Consider the following 19,393-nt stretch of genomic DNA (forward strand, 5'->3'; position numbering starts at 1 on the left):
CCAGAAACGAGAGACGATTCGGCCACGAGTCGGTGACGGAGACCGTCAGCCTGGGGGCACCTCCCAGCGTCAGCTGGGGGACAATCGGAAGCACGGGAAGAGATGTCGGCACCCAATAAGTCGTACGACCCTGTCGAGGTCGAGGCGTTGAAACCGGAAGAGATCGAGCGCATGCGGGACGAGGCGCTCGCCGCCTTCGCCGCCGCGGACTCCCTCGACGCGCTCCACGAGGCCAAGGTCGCCCATACCGGCCCGGCCTCCCCCCTCTCCCTCGCCAACCGCGAGATCGGCGCCCTGCCCCCGCACGCCAAGGCCGACGCCGGCAAGCGCGTGGGCCAGGCCCGCGGCGCGGTGAACAAGGCCCTGGCCGCCCGGCAGGCGGAACTGGAGGCCGAGCGGGACGCCCGCGTGCTCGTCGAGGAGGACGTCGACGTCACGCTGCCGTACGACCGTGTCCCGGCCGGCGCCCGGCACCCGCTGACCACGCTCTCGGAGCGCATCGAGGACATCTTCGTGGCCATGGGCTACGAGGTCGCCGAGGGCCCCGAGGTCGAGGCCGAGTGGTTCAACTTCGACGCCCTGAACATCGGCCCGGACCACCCGGCCCGCGGCGAGGCCGACACCTTCTTCGTGCAGGGCCCGGAGGGCGGCACCGAGTCCGGTGTCGTGCTGCGCACCCACACCTCGCCCGTGCAGATCCGCTCCCTGCTCAGCCGTGAGCTGCCGGTGTACGTCATCTGCCCCGGCCGCGTGTACCGCACCGACGAGCTGGACGCCACGCACACGCCCGTCTTCCACCAGGTCGAGCTGCTCGCCGTGGACGAGGGCCTGACCATGGCCGACCTCAAGGGCACCCTCGACCACATGGTCCAGTCGCTGTTCGGCGCGGGCATGAAGACCCGGCTGCGGCCGAACTTCTTCCCGTTCACCGAGCCGAGCGCCGAGATGGACATGCTCTGCTACGTCTGCAAGGGCGAGTCCGTCGGCAACCCCGACCGGCCCTGTCGCACCTGCTCGTCCGAGGGCTGGATCGAGCTCGGCGGCTGCGGCATGGTCAACCCGCGCGTCCTCGCCGCGTGCGGCGTCGACCCGGAGAAGTACAGCGGCTTCGCCTTCGGGTTCGGCATCGAGCGGATGCTGATGTTCCGCCACAACGTCGAAGACATGCGAGACATGGTCGAGGGTGACGTCCGGTTCACCCGGCCGTTCGGGATGGAGATCTGATGCGGGTCCCGCTTTCTTGGCTGCGGGAGTACGTCGACCTGCCGGCGACGGAGACCGGGCGCGACGTCCAGGCCAAGCTCATTTCGGCCGGCCTCGAGGTCGAGACCGTCGAGCAGCTCGGCACCGACCTGAAGGGGCCGCTCGTCGTCGGCCAGGTGCTGACCATCGAGGAGCTCGAGGGCTTCAAGAAGCCGATCCGCTTCTGCACCGTCGACGTCGGCCGGGCCAACGGCACCGGTGAGCCGCAGGAGATCGTCTGCGGAGCCCGCAACTTCGCCGTCGGCGACAAGGTCGTCGTGGTCCTGCCGGGCGGCGTGCTGCCCGGCGGCTTCTCGATCAGCGCCCGCAAGACCTACGGCAGGACGTCGCACGGCATGATCTGCTCCGCGGACGAGCTGGGCATGGGCGACGACGGCAGCCACGGCATCATCGTGCTGCCGCCCGAGACCGAGGTCGGCAAGGACGCCGTCGAGCTGCTCGAGCTCGTCGACGAGGTCCTGGACATCGCCGTCACGCCGGACCGCGGCTACTGCCTGTCCCTCCGCGGCGTCGCCCGCGAGACCGCGATCGCCTACGGCCTGCCGCTGCGCGACCCCGCCCTGCTCGACGTGCCGACGCCGAACGCCTTCGGCTACCCGGTGCGGATCACCGAGCCGAGCGGCTGCGACCGCTTCACCGCCCGCACCGTCTCCGGCCTCGACCCCGAGGCGCGCTCCCCGATCTGGCTGCAGCGGCGGCTGCAGAAGGCCGGCATGCGCCCGATCTCCCTCGCGGTCGACATCACCAACTACGTGATGCTGGAGGTGGGCCAGCCACTGCACGCCTACGACCGCGGCCGCGTCCAGGGCGCCATCGGCGTCCGCCGGGCCGAGCCGGGCGAGAAGCTCACCACCCTCGACGGCGTCAAGCGTGTCCTGGACGCCGAGGACCTGGTCATCACCGACGACCGCGGACCCATCGGCCTCGCGGGCGTCATGGGCGGCGCGCACACCGAGATCGACGACGCCGAGGGCACCACCACCGAGGTCGTCATCGAGGCGGCGCACTTCGACGCGGTCTCCGTCGCACGCACCGCGCGCCGTCACAAGCTGTCCTCCGAGGCCTCGCGCCGCTTCGAGCGGGGCGTCGACCCGCAGGCCGCCGCCGCGGCGGCCCAGCGCACCGTCGACCTGCTCGTGCTGCTCGCGGGCGGCACCGCGGACGCCGGCGTCACCGAGGTCGCCGCGGACAGCGCGCCGCGCGCCATCACGATCCCGGCGGACCACCCGGACCGGGTCGCGGGCGTCCGGTACGGCCGGGAGACCGTCGTCCGGCGGCTGCAGGAGATCGGCTGCGACGTCGTGGGAAGCACGGCCGCGGGGCAGGACGAGCTGACCGTCACCGTCCCCTCCTGGCGGCCCGACCTGACCGACCCGAACGACCTGGCCGAAGAGGTCATCCGGCTGGAGGGCTACGAGAACCTGCCCTCCAGCCTGCCCAGGCTGCCCGCGGGCCGCGGGCTGACCCACCGGCAGCGGCTGCACCGCCGGGTGGGCCGGGCGCTGGCCGGGGCCGGCTACGTCGAGGCGCCGAACTACCCGTTCGTCAGCGAGCAGGTCTTCGACCAGCTCGGCCTGGCGGCCGACGACCCCGCCCGCCGCGTGGTCAAGCTGGTCAACCCGCTCAGCGACGAGGAGCCCGCGCTCCGCACGACGCTGCTGCCGGGCCTGCTCGCCGCGCTGCGCCGCAACGACGGCCGGGGCAGCCACGACCTGGCGCTGTTCGAGACCGGGCTGGTCTTCCTGCCCGGGACTTCCGGCTCCGCCCAGGCCGGGGAGGCCCCCGCCCACGAGGAGCGGCGGGTCGCCGCCCTGCTGCCCGTCGACCGGCGTCCCACCGACGAGGAGATCGCCGAGCTGACGGCCGCACTGCCCGAGCAGCCGCGCCACGCCGCCGTCGTCCTCGCCGGAGCGCGTGAGCAGGCCGGCTGGTGGGGCAGGGGCCGTCCCGCCGACTGGGCCGACGCGGTCGAGGCCGGGCGCGCCGTGGCCCGTGAGGCCGGCGCGGAGCTGATCGTCCGCAAGGGCCAGTACGGGCCCTGGCACCCGGGCCGCTGCGCCGAGCTGGTCGTCGTCGCGCACGGCGCCGAACAGATCGTGGGCCACGCCGGCGAGCTGCACCCGCGGGTGCTGAAGGCGCTGGGCCTGCCCGCGCGCACCTGCGCGATGGAGGTCGACCTGGACGCCCTGGAGCGGGTCGGCCAGGACATCCCGCAGGCCCCGGGCATCTCCACCTTCCCCGTCGCCACCCAGGACGTCGCCCTCGTCGTCGACAGGCCGGTCCCGGCCGCCGACGTGGAGGACGCGCTGCGTGAGGGCGCCGGCGAGCTGCTGGAGTCGATCCGGCTGTTCGATGTCTACGAGAACGCCGAGCAGCTGGGCGAGGGCCGGAAGTCGCTGGCGTACGCGCTGCGCTTCCGCGCGGCCGACCGGACGCTGACCGTCGACGAGGCGTCGGCCGCCCGGGACGCGGCGGTGGCGCTGGCGGCGGAGCGGCTGGGCGCGGTGCTGCGCAGCTAGGGGTTCCGCCGGGACCGGCCCCGGGCCCGCGTCCGGGTTCCGCCCGGGCCGGTTCCGGGGCCGCGTCGCTCCTGCCGGCCACCGGGCCGGGAGGAGCGACGCGTCGCCGCGGTGACGGGGGCGCCCGTGTACCTCCGCGTCCCCGTACCTCTCACTCGTTCGGGTGGCACATCAGGCCGAAGTGGTCCCGACGAGGCAGGCGGTCGACAGAATCGGACCGGCCTTTCGGGCCGGTCTGCGCTGTCGGGGCCTGTTGGGGGACCATCGGCATGATCCGCATCAGGGCTGGGACTCCGCGCAGTGCGTGGACCCGTACCGTCGCCCGGGCGTCCGCCCGGGCAGGACTTCCGGCGTGGGCGCGATCGGGTGCCCGCCGCCCCGGCCGCCCGCCCGGCGGGGGACCCGGGCACCGGCCGCTGCGCCGGGCTCTCGCCCTCGGACCGCCCGCGGCCTGGGGCGTCCTGGGCGTCACCTACAAGCTGGTCTGCCCGGTCGCGCAGCAGACCGGTCTCGGGGCACGCCTTGTCTCCAGCGCCGTGTTCCTCGCCGTGGGCACCGGGCTCGTCCTGCACGTCCGGCGGACCCTGCTGCGCGAACTGCGGCAGGCCCGCGCGGTCGCGGGCGCCGCCCAGAGCGTGCTGCTGCGGCCGCTGCCGTCCCGCGTGGGCGGACTGCGCCTCGCGGCGGCGCAACTCTCCGCCGACCGCGGTGCCGACGTCGGGGGCGACCTGTACGACGTGATCGCCACCGAGCACGGCGTTCGGGTCGTGATGGGGGACGTGCGCGGGCACGGGCTCGGCGCTCTCGCGACGGTCGCCGCCGTCCTGGGCAGCTTCCGCGAGGCCGTCCACGACGAGGCGGAACTCGCCGGCGTGCTGCGGCGGCTGGACCGGGCGATGGGCAGACATCTGCGGGAGCGGGCGCGGGCCGAGCACCCGTCGACCGGCCGGCACCCCGACGCCCCGGTCGCCGAGGAGTTCGTCACGGTCCTGCTGCTGGAGATCGACGCGAGCGGTGCGGTGCGCGCCCTCAACTGCGGGCATCCGTGGCCCTACCTGCTCAGCGGTCCCCGCGTCGATCCGCTGGCCGACGCGGACCCTCTTCCGCCGTTGGGCGTCTTCCCCCTGCCGCCGGACCTGCGGGCCGTCGACTGCGGCAACCTGCGGCCCGGCGACGGGCTGGTCCTGTACACGGACGGTGCGGAGGACGCCCGGGACACGCACGGCCGGTTCTTCCCCCTGCCGGCCGTACTGGCCGAGGCGGCCGGAGACCTGGCCGTCTCCCCCCGGGCCGTGCTGCGCGGCGTCCTCGCCCGGCTGCTGCGGCACACCGGGAGACGGCCCGCCGACGACGTGGCCGTCCTCGTGCTCCGCAACGACCGCGACCTCTCCGCGTGCGCCGGCCTCGCAGGGGTACCGGCCGCGCGCCACGGCACACCGAGCCCGCAGTCGACCGGCCGCCGGTAGGACCCGTCCGGCCCGTCGCGCCGGGGCATGGACGGCCGCACCGCGGGCCGGGCGTGCGTGCGGGCTCACCGCCCCGCAGTCGACCGGCCGCCCGCAGGACCTGCCCGGCGCGGCCCGCCGAGCCCGGGCCCGGGGGCATTTCGGGCGGCAGGGCCCACACCGGCCGCCGGGCAGGCCGGCGCCGTCCGCCCCGCCACGGATGGTCTGGCAGGCGGCTGGGCGGACGGCGAACGGACCGCCGCACTGTACGAGGGGGAGCCGGCGGCCCGGCCGGCCTCTTGCGAGGTGCTCCAGTGAACCGGCCGGAGCACGCTCGGCGACAGCGCGCGCAGGGGCCGGATCCGGGCACTTGGTTCACACCCCGTGTGAACCCGGACGCACTACGCTGTCGGCACCGAGCCAACCCGGGGGCCTCCATGCAGCCCAACACTCTGCTCGACGCGATCCTGGACGAGGCCGGGATCTCGCACGCGGGCCTCGCCGCGCACGTCAACCAGGCCGGACGGGCACGCGGTCTCGCACTCCGGTACGAACACACCGCCGTCGCCAGGTGGCTGAAGGGCCAGCGGCCGCGCGGCCAGGTTCCCGACCTGATCTGCGAGGTGCTCGCCGCCCGGCTGCACCGCACCGTCACCCTCGACGACATCGGCCTGGGCGTGCCCGGCGAGCCGTCCGCCCCGCACGCCGGCTCCCTGTCCGGCTTCGTCGAGCGCGCCACCGCCCTGTGGCGCTCCGACGAACAGCAGCGCCCGCACCTGCTCGGTGCCCCCGCCGTCACCGGCACGCCCGCCGTCATGCCCGTGTGGGAGTGGGAGAACCCACCCGAGGACGTCGACGTCTCCCGCGGCGGCCGGCACCGGGTCACACCCGCCGACATCGACATGCTGCGCGCCGCCCGCGGCCACTACGAGCAGATGTACCGCAAGGCCGGCGGGGTGGCGACGCGCAGCCGCATCGTGGGCTTCCTCAACGCCGAGGCCGCCCCGCTGCTGCGCGGCGGCTACACCGACGCCACCGGCCGCCAGCTGCACCGCGCGACCGGGGGACTGGTGGCGGTCGCGGGGATCTGCGCCTACGACTCCGACGCGCACGGCCTCGCCCAGCGCTACTTCCACCAGGCCCTCAGGCTGGCCAAGGCCAGCGGGGACAGGGGACTCGGCGCGTACGTGATCGCGCTGCTGGTCAACCAGTCGCTGTTCATGAGGGAGTACCGCCAGGCCGTGGCCTTCGCCGAGGCGGCGCTGCGCACCGCCGGCCGGCACATCACCCCCGCCCTGGCGTCCGACCTGTTCGCCATGCAGGCCAAGGCCTACGCCCATCTCGGCGACGGCACGGGCGCCCTCGCCTGCATCCGCCGGGCCGAGGCGGCCGCCGAACGCATCCGGCGCGGGCACGAACCCGACGAGACCGGCTACGTCCAGCCGGGCCTGGTCAACGTGCAGGTGGCGGAGGCGCTGCTCAGCCTCGGCGAACTGGCCGCCGCCGAGCAGCACGCCGCGGCGGCCGTGGACACCCCTGCGCACGACCGGGGACGGGTGCACCGGCTGGCCATGCTCAGCACGATCGAGCTGCGTCGCGGCAACGCCGACAAGGCCGTGGCCACGGCCGTGCAGATGACCGAGCAGGCCCGCGGCATGGAGTCGCAGCGGATGCGCGACAGACTCCGCGCGGTGCGCGAGCACCTGGTGCGCAGTGGCTGCGCGGGCACGGGGGAAGCGGCCGAACTGATCGACGGGGCCCTGCGCGTGCCTCTGTGACGCCCGCCGGAGGGGCTCCACCGCCGTCGGCCGTGCGTCGACGACCCGCCGCTGCCGGGCGGACGGCCGCTGCGGGGCGGACGTCCCGCGAGCCAGGCCGGCGACCGTCAGGCCGGCGACCGCCGGGTGTGGAGCCAGGCCGAGCCGGGCGGCCGTACCGCCGGTGCGGGGCGCCGGCCCGTCGGCGTGACCGGACGTCCGCCGAGACCGGCCGCGGCACGGCCCGGCACGGCCCGCGCCGCACCCCCGTACGGGCCACTGCGCCGCCCCCTGCGCTGTGAGCGGTCACCGTGCGCCTGCTGTCGAGCCGTTGGGGCTGCGATATTGCCCCTTACTCGACGGAAGGTGGCAGAACCGTGCAGTGGACGAAACAGAACGAGCAGACTGTGTATGCGAACCGCTGGTTCAGCGTCAACCTGGCGGATGTCGAACTGCCGGACGGCCGGCACCTCGACCACTTCCTCATACGGATGCGGCCCGTCGCCGTCGCCACGGTGGTCAACGAGGCCAACGAGGTCCTTCTCCTGTGGCGCCACCGCTTCATCACCGACAGCTGGGGCTGGGAGCTCGCGGCGGGCGTCGTGGAGGACGGCGAGGACGTCGCCGACGCGGCCGCCAGGGAACTGGAGGAGGAGACGGGCTGGCGGCCGGGGCCCCTGCGCCACCTCATGAGCGTGGAGCCGTCCAACGGCCTCACCGACGCCCGGCACCACATCTACTGGGCGGACGAGGGCGAGTACGTCGGGCACCCCGTGGACGACTTCGAGTCCGACCGCCGGGAATGGGTCCCCCTCAAGCTCGTTCCCGACCTGGTCGCCCGCGGTGAGGTCCCGGCCGCCAACATGGCGGCCGCGTTACTGCTCCTGCACCATCTCCGGCTCGGGCAGGACATCCTGCCCTGATCCCCCGCCGCTCCCGGCCGTTCAGTGGCCGAGGGCCTGCCAGACCGCCACGACCAGTGCCCCGACGGCCGCGAGGGCCGCGACCGTGGGCAGCGGCCAGCGGGCGTGTTCGAGGGAGATGATCCTGGCGTGCAGTTCGTCCAGTTCCTTCGCGGTCTCCTCGGTGCGATGGCTGAGCAGGGCCAGCCCGCCCTCGACGCGTGCGTAGGCCACGTCGAGGCGGCGCCGTAACTCAGCGAGTTCTCCGTTGAGGACGGGATGCTCGGGATCGGCGGTCACCAGCCGCTCCTTTCCGTAGTCGTCTTCCATCCCTTGCATGCGCAGGGAGAGTCAACTCGCCTGGTGAGTGGCTGAGGAGAGTGTGTGACGGGCATATGCGGGTCCGCCGCGCACACGGTGTGTGAATGCCACGGGCCCGGCACCCTACGGCGGTGCCGGGCCCGTGGCAACCGTGCGGATCGACGCTGCGTAGTCAGGCGTAGGTGTAGAAGCCGGAACTCGTCTTGCGGCCCAGCCGGCCCGCGTCGACCATCCGCTGCAGCAGCGGCGGCGCGGCGTACAGCGGCTCCTTGTACTCCTCGTACATCGAGTAGGCCACCGAGGCCACCGTGTCCAGGCCGATCAGGTCGGACAGCTTCAGCGGGCCCATCGGGTGGGCGCAGCCCAGCTCCATGCCGTTGTCGATGTCCTCGCGGCTGGCGATGCCCGACTCGAACATCCGGATCGCGGAGAGCAGGTAGGGGATCAGCAGGGCGTTGACCACGAAGCCGGAGCGGTCCTGGGCGCGGATGGAGTGCTTGCCCAGCACCTTCTCGGTGAACAGCTGCGCCCGGCTGAGGGTGCCCTCGGAGGTGGTGAGGGCAGGGATCAGCTCGACCAGCTTCTGCACCGGGGCCGGGTTGAAGAAGTGGATGCCGATGACCTGGTCGGGCCGCGCGGTGGCGACCGCCAGCTTCACCAGCGGGATCGAGGACGTGTTGGACGCCAGGATCGCGTCCGGCCGGGTGACGACCTGGTCCAGCACCTGGAAGATCTCGGTCTTGACCTGCTCGTTCTCGACGACGGCCTCGATGACGAGATCGCGGTCGGCGAACTCGCCGAGGTCGGTGGTGAAGCTCAGCCGCGCCTGCGTCGCCTGGTGCTCCTCCTCGGTGATCTTGCCGCGCTCGGCCGCCTTGGCCAGGGAGTTGAACAGCCGGGTACGGCCGATCTCCAGGGCCTCGCCGGTGGTCTCGGCGACCTTCACGTCCAGTCCCGCCCGGGCGCAGACCTCAGCGATGCCCGCACCCATCTGGCCGCAGCCCACCACTCCGACGCGTTCGATGTCCGTCACATCGTCCCTTTCGCTGATCTACGGCTGTGGCAGGCGGCCCATTGTGTGGTGCCTGCTCCGATCGTGCACGTTACCCCCGTCGTGACGATGATCGATCGTCCGGGTCCGGCATGCTGGCCGGGCACGATCCGTGACGAATCGGATCCGCGTCGTAGGGAGGTGGCCCGGATGGGCCGAGTGTCGCGGCGGGCGTTCGCGGTGGCGGCGCTGTCCACCCTGACGCCGGCGCGGGGGGCAGCGGCCGCTCCGGCACGGCGGCGCACGGCCGGCGGGACGCCCCGCGGAGGCGGCGCCACCGAGATGCGCGGCATGTGGCTGGCGACCGTGGTGAACCGGGACTGGCCCTCGCACACCGGGCTGACCGCGGCCCGGCAGCGCGCCGAGCTGACCGCCCTCCTCGACGAGGCGGTGCGCCGCCGTCTCAACACAGTGTTCTTCCAGGTGCGCCCGGCGGCCGACGCGCTGTGGCCCTCGCCGTACGAACCGTGGTCCGAGTTCCTGACCGGGACGCAGGGCCGGGAACCGGGCTGGGACCCGCTGGGCACGGCCGTGGCGGAGGCGCACGCCCGCGGTCTGGCGCTGCACGCCTGGTGCAATCCCTACCGCGTCGCCGTCCACCCCGACCGGGACCGGCTCGTCGCCTCCCACCCGGCCCGCCGGAACCCCCACTGGGTGGTGCCCTACGGCGGCAGGCTGTACTACGACCCGGGGCTGCCGGAGGTCCGCGCGTTCGTACGGCAGGCGATGCTGGACGCGGTGCGCGCGTACCCCGTGGACGGCCTCCACTTCGACGACTACTTCTACCCGTATCCGGTGGCGGGCCAGTCGTTCGACGACGACGCGGCCTTCGCCCGGCACGGTGGCGGCTTCGCGAGCCGGGCCGCCTGGCGGCGCGACAACATCGACAGGCTGATCCTCGAGACGGCCGCGGGCGTGCGGCAGGCGCGGCCCGGCGCGCAGTTCGGCGTGAGCCCCTTCGGCGTGTGGCGCAACGCCTCCACGGACAGCCGGGGTTCGGCCACGGCCGCCGGCGTGGAGACGTACGACGACCTGTACGCGGACACGCGGAAATGGGTCCGCGAGGGCTGGGTCGACTACGTGGTGCCCCAGCTGTACTGGAACATCGGCCTGGCCGCCGCCGACTACGCGGAGCTGGTGTCGTGGTGGGCCGGGGTGGCGCGGGGCAGCCGTACGAAGCTGTACGTGGGCGAGGCGCTGTACAAGGCGGGCGACCCGGGGCAGGGCGCGGCCTGGCGGGACCCCGCCGAGCTGTCCCGGCACCTCACCCTCGCCCGGCGTCAGCCCGAGGTGCGCGGGCACGTCTTCTTCGCGGCGAAGGAGGTGGCGGCGGACGCGGCCGGTGCGATGGCGCGGGTGGTGGCCGACCACTACGGCCAGCCGGCGCCGCCCCCGTCCGCCGCCTCGGCGCTCGGCTACCCGACGATCCGTTCCACCCGGGTCTGACGCTCGATGTGCCGGACCACGCAGTCGGGCCCCGGGGACATCACTGCCTCGTGCCCGTCCGGGAAGCGGACCCGGTACGGCGGACTGCCCTCGGGGCCCATGACCTCGACGATCTCGGTGACCTGGTCGTGCTGACCGACCACCCTGCCGTGCTGGACGAGCTGGTCGCCCACGGACGCGTGCATCTGCCGGCCTCCTCACCGGGTGCGGGGAACAGCGGTCCGGCGGTTCCGGGCTCGCTGCGTTGCGTTGACGGCGCGGTACGCGGGCCGGACCGGTGTCTGCGGCCGGTCAGCCGCGCGCCCGCTGCGTGACGGCGATGCAGACGAGCACGGCTCCGGCGGTGAGCGGGGCCGCCACCGTCAGGTGCTCGCCGAGAAGCAGCACCGACCACACCAGTGTGAGCAGCGGCTGGGCCAACTGCAACTGGCTGGCCTTGGGGATGCCGACGGCCGCCATGCCCCGGTACCAGACGACCAGGCCCAGGAACTGCGAGCCCAGCGCGACCCAGAGCAGCCCGGCCACGCCGTGGACTCCTAGGCGCACCGGCTCGTGGGCGAGCGCGAGCGCGGCGCCCGGCACGGTGAGGGGCAGGCAGAGCACCAGCGCCCAGCCGATGACCTGCCAGCCGGGCATCACCCGCGCCAGCCGGCCGCCCTCCGTGTAGCCCGCGGCGCACACCAGCAGCGCGCCGAAGAGACAGCCGTCGGCGGCGCTCAGGGCGCCGCCGCTCTGCTGCACCGTGAAGGCGACCACGGCGGCCGCGCCCGCCAGGGCGGCGGCCCAGAACGTCCGCGACGGCCGGGTGCCCACACGCAGCGCGGAGAGGAGCGCCGTGGTCAGCGGCAGCAGGCCGACGACGACCGCGGCGTGCGCGGTGGTGGAGGTCTCCAGAGCAAGGGTGGTCAGCAGCGGGAAGCCGAGGACCACTCCCGCGCCCACCACCGCCAGGCCGGGCCAGTGACGGCGGGCGGGCACCGGGACGCGCAGGGCGAGCAGACAGCCGCCGGCGACGAGGGCCGCCAGGACGCTGCGAACGGCGACCAGCGTCCACGGCCCGAAGCTCTCCAGGCCCCAGGCCGTCGCGGGGAAGGTGAGGGAGAAGGCGACGACGCCCAGGGCGGCCTGGAGCGTGCCGCGGCGGCGGTCGGCCGGTGCGGTGCGTGCGGCCTGCGGCGTGCCGGGGGAGGGGGCCGGGGTGGCCAGGGGCTTCGGTGCGGGGGCCGCGACGGCGGCCGGGCGGCGGGCGCCCTCGGCGTCCGGCTCCGGGGTGGGCCCCGTGCCCCGGGGGCCGACCGCTTTCCGGATGTGCCCGGTAGCGCTACTCTCTGCTCTCATGCATGAGCGTAGCAGTGCGGCCGAACTGGTGAACCGCCTGCGCAGGGAACTGGAGCGCTACTCACCCGGTGAGAAGCTCCCGTCCAGCCGGGCCCTCGTCGAACGGCTGCGGGTCAGCCCGGTCACCGTCTCGCGGGCCCTCGCACAGCTCGCCGCCGAGGGCCTGGTGGTCACGCGGCCCGGCGCCGGCGCGTTCCGCGCCCAGCCGCGGACGCCGGACGCACCCGCCGGGGACACCTCCTGGCAGGAGGTCGCACTCAGCGCCGAAGGGGTGGCCGACCTCGTGCCGCGGACGGTGGACGCCGCCGGGGTGACGGTCTCGCTCGCCGCCCCGCCGCCCGGCGTGATCGAGTTCAACGGCGGCTACCTGCATCCGTCGCTGCAGCCGGAGCGGGCGATGTCCGCGGCCCTGTCCCGCGCCGGCCGCCGCCCCGGCGCCTGGGGGCGGCCCCCGCTGGAGGGGCTGCCGGAGCTGCGGGAGTGGTTCGCGCGGAGCATCGCCGGCCCGGACGGCACCGTCACCGCCGCCGACGTCCTGATCACCGCGGGCGGCCAGTCGGCGCTCACCACGGCCCTGCGCGCGCTCGCCCCGCCCGGCGCCCCCGTGCTCGTCGAGTCGCCTACGTACCCCGGCATGCTCGCCATCGCCCGCGCCTCCGGGCTGCGGCCGGTGCCCGTGCCGATGGACGCCGACGGGGTGCGGCCGGAACTGCTCGCCGACGCCTTCCGGGCGACCGGTGCCCGCGTCTTCGTCTGCCAGCCGCTGTTCCAGAACCCGACCGGTGCGGTGCTGGCCGCCGCGCGGCGCCCGGCGGTGCTGCGGATCGCCCGCGAGGCCGGTGCCTTCGTCGTCGAGGACGACTTCGTACGGCGGCTGGTGCACGAGGACGCCGGGCCGCTGCCGGCCCCGCTGGCCGCCGACGACGTGGACGGCGTCGTCGTCCACGTCGGGTCCCTGACGAAGGCCACCTCGCCCAGCTTCCGGGTGAGCGCGCTGGCGGCCCGCGGCCCGGTACTGGAGCGGCTGCGGGCCATCCAGGTCGTCGACACCTTCTTCGTGCCCCGGCCGCTGCAGGAGGCGGCCCTCGAACTCGTCGGCTCACCCGCCTGGCCCCGCCACCTGCGGGCCGTCTCGGCGGAACTCAGGGCGCGCCGGGACGCCATGACCTCCGCGCTGCTCCGCGAACTGCCCGGGCTCGCCCTGCCGCACGTCCCGTCCGGCGGCTACCACCTGTGGCTGCGTCTGCCCGACGGCGCGGACGAGGCGGCGCTGACCGCCGCGGCCCTGCGCGAGGGCGTCGCGATCACGCCGGGCCGCCCCTACTTCAGTGCCGAACCCCCCGCCTCGCATCTGCGGCTGAGCTTCGCCGCGGTCGGCGGCACGGGCGAGATCGCCCAGGGCGTACGGCGGCTGCGGACGGCCTGGGACGAGACCGTCCGGCCCGTGAGCGGCGAGCACCGGCCGGCCGGGGCTCGACAGGATCCGCCCCGGCCTGCGAGCCTCCCGTCATGACCGACACCCCGCGCCTGCCCGACGGCTACGAACTCACCACCGACCCCCGGCGGATCGACCGGGACCGCGTCCACCACTGGCTCGCCACGGGAGCGTACTGGGCGATCGGAAGGCCCCGCGAGAAGCAGGACCGGGCGGTCGACGGCTCACTCAACTTCGGTGTCCACGACGCCGCCTCGGGGGAGCAGGTCGCGTACGCCCGCGTGGTGACCGACCGGGCGACCTTCGCGTGGCTGTGCGACGTCTACGTCGACCCCTCCGTGCGGGGCAAGAAGATCGGCACGGCGCTGGTGGGGGCCGTGTGCGGGCATCTGCGGCAGTACGGTCTGCGCCGGGTGCTGCTCGCCACCCACGACGCGCACGGCCTCTACGAGAAGTGCGGGTTCCGGGCGCTGGAGCGGCCCGGCGAGTGGATGGCGCTCGTCCTCGAGTGACGTGTCCGGCACGTCCTGACTTGTGAGCAGGGTTTCACGCTCCGTGGGTAAAGCCCCGACCGCACCCCTTGACCTGCCCACTTGGGCGTCCCACCATCACCGCATGGCACTGCGGGTCATGTTCGTCGCCGCCGCGCGCAGCTCCCCGGCGCTCGCCGAGCGCTTCCAGGACGACCGGCCGCTGGACCAGGCCGGCTGGCAGGCGGTGGAGCGCGCCGCACCCGGGCTGCTGCCCCTGGCGGCCGCCGAGCTGCGCTACTGCTCGCCGACCCCGCGCAGCCGCGCCACCGGGGACGCCCTCGGCTACGCGCCGCTCGCCCAGCTGGCCCTGCGCGACTGCGACATGGGCCGATGGCGCGGGCTGACGCTCGGCGAGGCGATGGCCCGCGAGCCGGAGGCGGTGGACGCCTGGCTCACCGACCCGCGCGCCACGCCCCACGGCGGAGAGCCGCTGCTGTCCTTCATCACCCGGGTCGGCGACTGGCTGGACACCCGGCCGGTCGACGACGGCGACCGCGTCGTCGCCGTGGCCGAACCCTCGGTGATCCGGGCCGCCCTGGTCTACGTCCTCAAGGCCCCTCCGGCGACGTACTGGAACATCGACGTCCGTCCGCTGTCGACGACGACCGTCACCGGCCGCGCGGGCCACTGGAACCTTCGCCTGGAGGGGGCACCGGCTCAGCCCTCCCGCGCGTAGTCCGTGGTCAGCACGAGGTCCTTGGCCGGGCCGCGCACGCGCCACACCGTCCGCCAGTGGTCCCGGTCCCGCACGGTGAACTCACCGCGGTAGAGATCGGCGGCGCAGGGGTGGTCGGCGACATGCCGGCCGGAGCGCAGATCGAGGTCGTGGAAGGGGCGCCCGTCCGCGAACCGCACCTCCGCCGTCCCGGGCGGACCGGCGCGCAGGAAGAGCAGCGTCCGCTCGGCGGGCCGGCGCACACCGCGCCAGACGAAGGTGCCGGACTCCCGGCTCACCAGGCCGTACCGCGGACCGGGCGGGTCCTGCGGCCGGCCGGTCCGCGGACCGCCGGGCAGCCCGTGGGGCCGCCGGCCGGCCCGCGGATCGCCGGGCGGCTCCTCCGGCAGGTCCTGCGGCAGGCGGTCGGCCGGCAGCGGGGTGAAGACGGTGGTCCCCGTGAACCGTCCTTCGTCGCCGGTCGCTAGATCCCGCACCGTCCGCTCCACCCGCCAGCTCCCGGCCAGATGGGCCAGCACGTCGCTCACCGGCCAGAAGTCCTCCATGCGGTCCGCTCTCCGTCCCTACCGCTCCCGCACGTCCGATCGACGCGCCTCGCCCCCTCCCCATCCTGCCGTGGGAGGCGCCGCCCGCCCCGTCCGGCCGGCGCCTCGCCGCGCCGCCGAGCGCCTTCCACGGCTCCGCCGCCCGTGCGCCGAAGGACGGCCCAGCCCCCCTCCATGGCGGCGGGACACCCGGCTGTGCCACGATCGTCACCGCCGTCCCACCACCCCGGCCGGCGCCCGGACCGGCTGCGCCGGGGCGCCGGGAGCGGACCGGCCGGGCCCACGACGGGGCCGAGGGGCGCGACCGCGCTCCCGCGGTGACGGCGACGAACGGCGACGAACGGAAAGGACGGCCGCACACCCGCGCGGCACGACGAAAGACCTCACTCCTTGACACCCACCCCACCCGGCCGCGCGACCGCGAGACAGATCGTCACCTTCGCCATGGTCGGTGTCGTCAACACCCTGGCCTACTACACCCTCTACCTGGTGTTCCTCACGCGCCTGCCCTACCTCGCCGCACACGCCCTCGCGTTCGTCCTGAGCATGATCGGCTCCTTCTTCCTGAACGCGCGGTTCACCTACCGGACCCGTCCGACCTGGCGGAAGTTCCTGCTCTTCCCCCTGACCAACGTCACCAACTTCCTCCTCACCACGGTGGGCGTGTACGTCATCGTCGACGTACTGCACGCGGGGAACCGCTTCGCTCCCCTGCTGGCCTCCGCGGCCGCGATCCCGGTGACGTTCGTCGTGTCCCGCATGATCATGCTGCCGGGGGCCGGGAGCGCCACCTGACCTCGCCCGCCGCGCGGCACGGGCGAGTGCGGTGGCCGTACCGGCGAGGGGGCGCCCCGGACGCGTGCCGCCGTTCGCGTCACCGACGGGGGCCCTTCCGGTGATTGCCGCACGTTCCCGCACGCCCCGCGTGCCGCCTGCGGGTACGCCGTCCCTGCACAGACGACGGTCCTACGAGCCACGAGGAGACCAGCCATGTACGCAGTGGTCCGGCGGTACGAGGGGGTGACCGATCCGGCCGAGGCGGGACGTCAGGTGAACGAGGGCTTTCTGCCGATCATCAGCCAGGTGGAGGGCTTCGTGGCCTACTACTGGGTCGACGCCGGAAACGGGGTGATGCTCTCGACCAGCGTCTTCCAGGACCGGTCCGGCGCCGAGCAGTCGACCGAGAGCGCGGCGGACTTCGTCCGGGACCGCCTGGCCTCCCTGCTCCCCAACCCGCCCCAGGTCACGGCGGGCGAGGTCGTGGCCCATTCGTAGCGGCTGCCGCGGCCGGCCGGGCAGCGGCGGCGCACCCGGCCCGCCGGTCGTCCGCGCGCCCGCAGGACGGAGTGGGCGACGTGCCCTTCGCGCGGCCGGCCAGTGGCGGTGAGTCAGGGCCTCCGGGGCCGTCGGCGACGGCCGCACGAGGCTCCGTGGCGCCGCTGGTGGCCGTGTGCGCCGGGTACTTCATGGTCATCCTGGACGTCACCATCATCAACGTCGCCGTGCCCGTGGTGGGACGGGAACTGCCGGCCTCCCTCACCGGCATCCAGTGGATCACGGACGGGTACACGCTGGTCCTCGCCGGGTTCCTGATGACCGGTGGCGCGCTGGGCGACCGGCTGGGCAACCGGCGCGTCTTCTGCTCGGGCGTGGCGGTGTTCACCGTCGCCTCCGCCGCGTGCGCCCTCGCGCCCGGCGCGTCCTTCCTGATCGCGGCCCGGCTGGTGGAGGGGCTCGGCGCGGCGCTGATCGTGCCCGGTTCCCTCGCCCTCCTCCAGGAGGCCTACGCCGTGCCGGCGGCACGCTCCCGTGCGTTCGGGCTGTGGGGATCGATGGCGGGTGTCGCGGCCTCGGCCGGGCCGCTGCTGGGCGGGCTGCTGGTGTCCACGGTGGGCTGGCGCTGGGTCTTCCTCATCAACCTGCCCGTCGGCGTGGCCTGCCTGGTGCTGACGTCGCGGTACGTCGCGCGCTCGCCACGCCACGCCGACCGGGCCCTGGACTGGCCGGCGCAGTGCGCCGTGGTGGCGGCGGTGGCCCTGCTGACCGCCTCGCTGAACGAGGCCGGACGGCGCGGCTGGTCCGATCCGGCCGTTCTCGCCGGGCTGGGTCTGACCGTGCCGGCCGTCGCGGCGTTCCTCACGCGCGAGCGGCTCGCCGGGTCCCCGGCCCTTCCGCTGCGCCTGCTGCGTTCACGCGCGACGAGCGGCGCCGCCGTCATCGGGCTGCTGTTCAACTTCGGCTTCTACGGCATGGTCTTCACCGCCAGTCTCTCCTTCCAGCACCAGCGTGGCCTCAGCGCCCTGCAGACCGGGCTGGCGCTGTTCCCGGCGGTGGCGATGACCACGTTCGCCTCCGGCCTGTCCGGGCGGCTGACCCGCCGCACGGGTGATCGCCCGCTGGTGACGTCCGGCATGCTCCTGGGCGCCCTGGGGCTGGCCGGCTGGGCCGCCGCGGGACCGGACGCCCCCTACCCGGTGCTGGTGGCGCCGATGATGGCCGCCGGGTTCGGTACGTCCTTCGCGCTCACCGGCTCGACCGCCACGGTGATGGGGGCCGCCCCCGCGGCGTACGCGGGGGCCGCCTCCGCCCTGTTCAACACCACCCGCCAGGTCGGCAGTGCCACCGGCGTGGCACTCGGAGGGAGCCTGCTGGCCACCGGCGCCGGCTACGGCGCGGGACTGCGCACCAGCATGGCCGCCGGCTCCCTCGCCTACCTGACCGCCGCGGCCCTCGCGTGGCGGTGCGTACCGGCCAGGACGGGCGCGAACGGTCGGTGAGCGCCGGCCTCGCCGCGCCGCCGCCCCGTTGCCGCCTCGGCTCGGGGCCGCGGAAGGGCTTGGGCCCGCGGCGCCCTCCGCGCGGGCCCGCCCGGGGCTTCCCGGCGGCGGGACGGGGGTGCGCGCCCGGCCGCCCCGTGCCGGCCGCCGTCCCGCGGAGCCGACCGTACGCATGGCGAGAAACGCATATTGCATAAACGTGCAGGGAGACGTATAGTCATGCCATGGAGGAGGAGGGTCCATGACGGTACGTGTGGCGGTCGCCGGAGCGAGTGGGTACGCGGGCGGTGAGGTTCTGCGCCTGCTCCTGGCGCACCCGGAGGCCGAGATCGGCGCGCTGACCGGCAACTCCAACGCCGGACAGCCGCTCGGCGCGCTGCAGCCGCACCTGACGCCCCTGGCCGGCCGGGTGCTGGAGCGGACCACCCCCGAAGCGCTCGCCGGGCACGACGTCGTCTTCCTCGCCCTGCCGCACGGCCAGTCCGCCGCCGTCGCCGAGCAGCTCGGCCCGGACGTCCTCGTCATCGACATGGGCGCCGACTTCCGGCTGCGCGACCCGGCCGACTGGGAGCGGTTCTACGGCTCCCCGCACGCCGGCACCTGGCCCTACGGCCTGCCCGAACTGCCGGGTGCCCGCGCGGCGCTGGAGGGGTCCAGGCGCATCGCGGTGCCCGGCTGCTACCCGACGGCCGCCTCCCTCGCGCTGGTCCCCGCCTACGCCGCCGGGATCGCCGAGCCCGAGGCCGTGATCGTCGCCGCCTCCGGCACGTCCGGCGCCGGCCGGTCACTCAAGCCGCACCTGCTCGGCAGCGAGGTGATGGGCTCGATGTCCCCCTATGGCGTCGGCGGCCTCCACCGGCACACCCCGGAGATGATCCAGAACCTCAGCGCGGCCGCCGGGGAGCCGGTCACGGTCTCCTTCACGCCCACCCTGGCCCCGATGCCCCGCGGCATCCTCGCCACCTGCAGCGCGAAGGCGAGGCCGGGCGTCACCGCGGAGGCCGTCCGCGCCGCCTACGCGAAGGCGTACGCCGACGAGCCGTTCGTCCACCTCCTCCCCGAGGGGCGGTGGCCCGCCACCGCGTCCGTCCACGGCTCCAACGCCGTCCTCGTCCAGGTCGCCCACGACGAGGCCGCACACCGCATCGTCGCGATCAGCGCCATCGACAACCTCACCAAGGGCACCGCGGGCGGGGCCGTGCAGAGCATGAACATCGCCCTCGGGCTCGACGAGGCCACCGGACTCCCCACGACCGGAGTCGCACCGTGAGCCGGCGGCGCCCCCCGGAAGACGCCGGGGGAGCGCGTGCGGCCACCGGGCCGCACCCGACCGGAGAACCCTCCCAGGCCGTCAGGGCGCTGGGGACGACAGCCGCACCGCTGCG

The 19,393-nt window shown here is 74.7% G+C and carries 18 protein-coding genes; 13 read left to right on the forward strand and 5 right to left on the reverse strand.

Features of this window, described 5'->3' with window-relative positions:
* Positions 1-102: 102 nt before the first annotated feature.
* The 5 genes from pheS (at position 103) to ACWDNY_RS02650 (ending at position 7,907) form a co-directional block, all read left to right on the forward strand.
* Positions 103-1,224, forward strand: a complete 1,122-nt coding sequence (gene pheS, locus ACWDNY_RS02630; protein WP_451643868.1) for a phenylalanine--tRNA ligase subunit alpha — start codon at positions 103-105, stop codon at positions 1,222-1,224.
* On the forward strand, positions 1,224-3,782 hold the full coding sequence (gene pheT / locus ACWDNY_RS02635) for a phenylalanine--tRNA ligase subunit beta (RefSeq protein WP_451643869.1): 2,559 nt from the start codon (positions 1,224-1,226) through the stop codon (positions 3,780-3,782). The genes pheS and pheT overlap by 1 nt, the downstream gene beginning before the upstream one ends.
* Before the next feature lie 269 nt (positions 3,783-4,051).
* Complete coding sequence (locus ACWDNY_RS02640; protein WP_451643870.1) at positions 4,052-5,248, forward strand: PP2C family protein-serine/threonine phosphatase; 1,197 nt, start codon at positions 4,052-4,054, stop codon at positions 5,246-5,248.
* Positions 5,249-5,664: 416 nt separating this feature from the next.
* Positions 5,665-7,005 (forward strand): transcriptional regulator, encoded by a 1,341-nt coding sequence (locus ACWDNY_RS02645; protein WP_451643871.1) that lies wholly within the window; start codon positions 5,665-5,667, stop codon positions 7,003-7,005.
* A 356-nt stretch (positions 7,006-7,361) separates the two neighbouring features.
* A complete protein-coding gene (locus tag ACWDNY_RS02650; RefSeq protein ID WP_451643872.1) occupies positions 7,362-7,907 on the forward strand; it encodes an NUDIX hydrolase in 546 nt (181 codons plus the stop codon).
* Positions 7,908-7,928: 21 nt separating this feature from the next.
* On the opposite strand, the gene ACWDNY_RS02655 is transcribed toward ACWDNY_RS02650, so the two are convergent.
* Both ACWDNY_RS02655 and ACWDNY_RS02660 read right to left on the reverse strand, forming a co-directional pair.
* Complete coding sequence (locus tag ACWDNY_RS02655; RefSeq protein ID WP_451643945.1) at positions 7,929-8,186, reverse strand: hypothetical protein; 258 nt, start codon at positions 8,184-8,186, stop codon at positions 7,929-7,931.
* A gap of 193 nt (positions 8,187-8,379) precedes the next feature.
* A complete protein-coding gene (locus ACWDNY_RS02660; protein WP_451643873.1) occupies positions 8,380-9,240 on the reverse strand; it encodes a 3-hydroxybutyryl-CoA dehydrogenase in 861 nt (286 codons plus the stop codon).
* A 168-nt stretch (positions 9,241-9,408) separates the two neighbouring features.
* Between ACWDNY_RS02660 and ACWDNY_RS02665 the strand changes: the two genes are divergently transcribed.
* The gene (locus ACWDNY_RS02665) at positions 9,409-10,704 is read left to right on the forward strand and encodes a glycoside hydrolase family 10 protein (RefSeq protein ID WP_451643874.1); all 1,296 of its coding nucleotides are present in this window, start codon (positions 9,409-9,411) and stop codon (positions 10,702-10,704) included.
* Here the strand turns inward: ACWDNY_RS02665 and ACWDNY_RS02670 are convergent.
* Both ACWDNY_RS02670 and ACWDNY_RS02675 read right to left on the reverse strand, forming a co-directional pair.
* Positions 10,674-10,889, reverse strand: coding sequence for a DUF1918 domain-containing protein (locus tag ACWDNY_RS02670; RefSeq protein ID WP_451643875.1), 216 nt, complete (start codon positions 10,887-10,889; stop codon positions 10,674-10,676). The genes ACWDNY_RS02665 and ACWDNY_RS02670 overlap by 31 nt on opposite strands.
* 106 nt (positions 10,890-10,995) lie before the next feature.
* Entirely contained in the window at positions 10,996-12,042 is a 1,047-nt protein-coding gene (locus ACWDNY_RS02675) for a DMT family transporter (RefSeq protein ID WP_451643876.1), read from the reverse strand.
* Between ACWDNY_RS02675 and ACWDNY_RS02680 the strand changes: the two genes are divergently transcribed.
* The 3 genes from ACWDNY_RS02680 to ACWDNY_RS02690 all read left to right on the forward strand — a co-directional run bounded on the left by ACWDNY_RS02680 (position 12,041) and on the right by ACWDNY_RS02690 (position 14,686).
* Positions 12,041-13,555 (forward strand): aminotransferase-like domain-containing protein, encoded by a 1,515-nt coding sequence (locus ACWDNY_RS02680; protein ID WP_451643877.1) that lies wholly within the window; start codon positions 12,041-12,043, stop codon positions 13,553-13,555. The two genes, ACWDNY_RS02675 and ACWDNY_RS02680, sit on opposite strands and share 2 nt — an antisense overlap.
* Complete coding sequence (locus ACWDNY_RS02685; RefSeq protein WP_451643878.1) at positions 13,552-13,989, forward strand: GNAT family N-acetyltransferase; 438 nt, start codon at positions 13,552-13,554, stop codon at positions 13,987-13,989. The genes ACWDNY_RS02680 and ACWDNY_RS02685 overlap by 4 nt, the downstream gene beginning before the upstream one ends.
* A gap of 103 nt (positions 13,990-14,092) precedes the next feature.
* A complete protein-coding gene (locus tag ACWDNY_RS02690) occupies positions 14,093-14,686 on the forward strand; it encodes a histidine phosphatase family protein (protein ID WP_451643879.1) in 594 nt (197 codons plus the stop codon).
* On the opposite strand, the gene ACWDNY_RS02695 is transcribed toward ACWDNY_RS02690, so the two are convergent.
* The gene (locus ACWDNY_RS02695) at positions 14,668-15,231 is read right to left on the reverse strand and encodes a DUF6314 family protein (protein WP_451643880.1); all 564 of its coding nucleotides are present in this window, start codon (positions 15,229-15,231) and stop codon (positions 14,668-14,670) included. The genes ACWDNY_RS02690 and ACWDNY_RS02695 overlap by 19 nt on opposite strands.
* A 444-nt stretch (positions 15,232-15,675) precedes the next feature.
* Between ACWDNY_RS02695 and ACWDNY_RS02700 the strand changes: the two genes are divergently transcribed.
* The 4 genes from ACWDNY_RS02700 to argC all read left to right on the forward strand — a co-directional run bounded on the left by ACWDNY_RS02700 (position 15,676) and on the right by argC (position 19,278).
* On the forward strand, positions 15,676-16,026 hold the full coding sequence (locus ACWDNY_RS02700) for a GtrA family protein (protein ID WP_451643946.1): 351 nt from the start codon (positions 15,676-15,678) through the stop codon (positions 16,024-16,026).
* A 195-nt stretch (positions 16,027-16,221) separates the two neighbouring features.
* A complete protein-coding gene (locus tag ACWDNY_RS02705; RefSeq protein ID WP_451643881.1) occupies positions 16,222-16,506 on the forward strand; it encodes a hypothetical protein in 285 nt (94 codons plus the stop codon).
* A gap of 155 nt (positions 16,507-16,661) precedes the next feature.
* Positions 16,662-18,008, forward strand: a complete 1,347-nt coding sequence (locus tag ACWDNY_RS02710) for an MFS transporter (RefSeq protein WP_451643882.1) — start codon at positions 16,662-16,664, stop codon at positions 18,006-18,008.
* 241 nt (positions 18,009-18,249) lie between these two features.
* Positions 18,250-19,278: an N-acetyl-gamma-glutamyl-phosphate reductase gene (argC, locus tag ACWDNY_RS02715; protein ID WP_451643883.1), complete on the forward strand. Its 1,029-nt coding sequence runs from the start codon at positions 18,250-18,252 to the stop codon at positions 19,276-19,278.
* Positions 19,279-19,393 lie beyond the last annotated feature (115 nt).

The organism is Streptomyces sp. NPDC003697 (assembly GCF_053587115.1).

Coding starts and splice junctions, on each gene's coding strand:
- ACWDNY_RS02685 (WP_451643878.1), top strand. CDS start 13,552: ATGACCGACACCCCGCGCCTGCCCGACGGCTACGAACTCACCACCGAC.
- ACWDNY_RS02640 (WP_451643870.1), top strand. CDS start 4,052: ATGATCCGCATCAGGGCTGGGACTCCGCGCAGTGCGTGGACCCGTACC.
- ACWDNY_RS02675 (WP_451643876.1), bottom strand. CDS start 12,042: ATGAGAGCAGAGAGTAGCGCTACCGGGCACATCCGGAAAGCGGTCGGC.
- ACWDNY_RS02705 (WP_451643881.1), top strand. CDS start 16,222: ATGTACGCAGTGGTCCGGCGGTACGAGGGGGTGACCGATCCGGCCGAG.
- argC (WP_451643883.1), top strand. CDS start 18,250: ATGACGGTACGTGTGGCGGTCGCCGGAGCGAGTGGGTACGCGGGCGGT.
- ACWDNY_RS02645 (WP_451643871.1), top strand. CDS start 5,665: ATGCAGCCCAACACTCTGCTCGACGCGATCCTGGACGAGGCCGGGATC.
- pheS (WP_451643868.1), top strand. CDS start 103: ATGTCGGCACCCAATAAGTCGTACGACCCTGTCGAGGTCGAGGCGTTG.
- ACWDNY_RS02665 (WP_451643874.1), top strand. CDS start 9,409: ATGGGCCGAGTGTCGCGGCGGGCGTTCGCGGTGGCGGCGCTGTCCACC.
- ACWDNY_RS02695 (WP_451643880.1), bottom strand. CDS start 15,231: ATGGAGGACTTCTGGCCGGTGAGCGACGTGCTGGCCCATCTGGCCGGG.
- ACWDNY_RS02690 (WP_451643879.1), top strand. CDS start 14,093: ATGGCACTGCGGGTCATGTTCGTCGCCGCCGCGCGCAGCTCCCCGGCG.
- ACWDNY_RS02670 (WP_451643875.1), bottom strand. CDS start 10,889: ATGCACGCGTCCGTGGGCGACCAGCTCGTCCAGCACGGCAGGGTGGTC.
- ACWDNY_RS02700 (WP_451643946.1), top strand. CDS start 15,676: ATGGTCGGTGTCGTCAACACCCTGGCCTACTACACCCTCTACCTGGTG.
- ACWDNY_RS02680 (WP_451643877.1), top strand. CDS start 12,041: ATGCATGAGCGTAGCAGTGCGGCCGAACTGGTGAACCGCCTGCGCAGG.
- pheT (WP_451643869.1), top strand. CDS start 1,224: ATGCGGGTCCCGCTTTCTTGGCTGCGGGAGTACGTCGACCTGCCGGCG.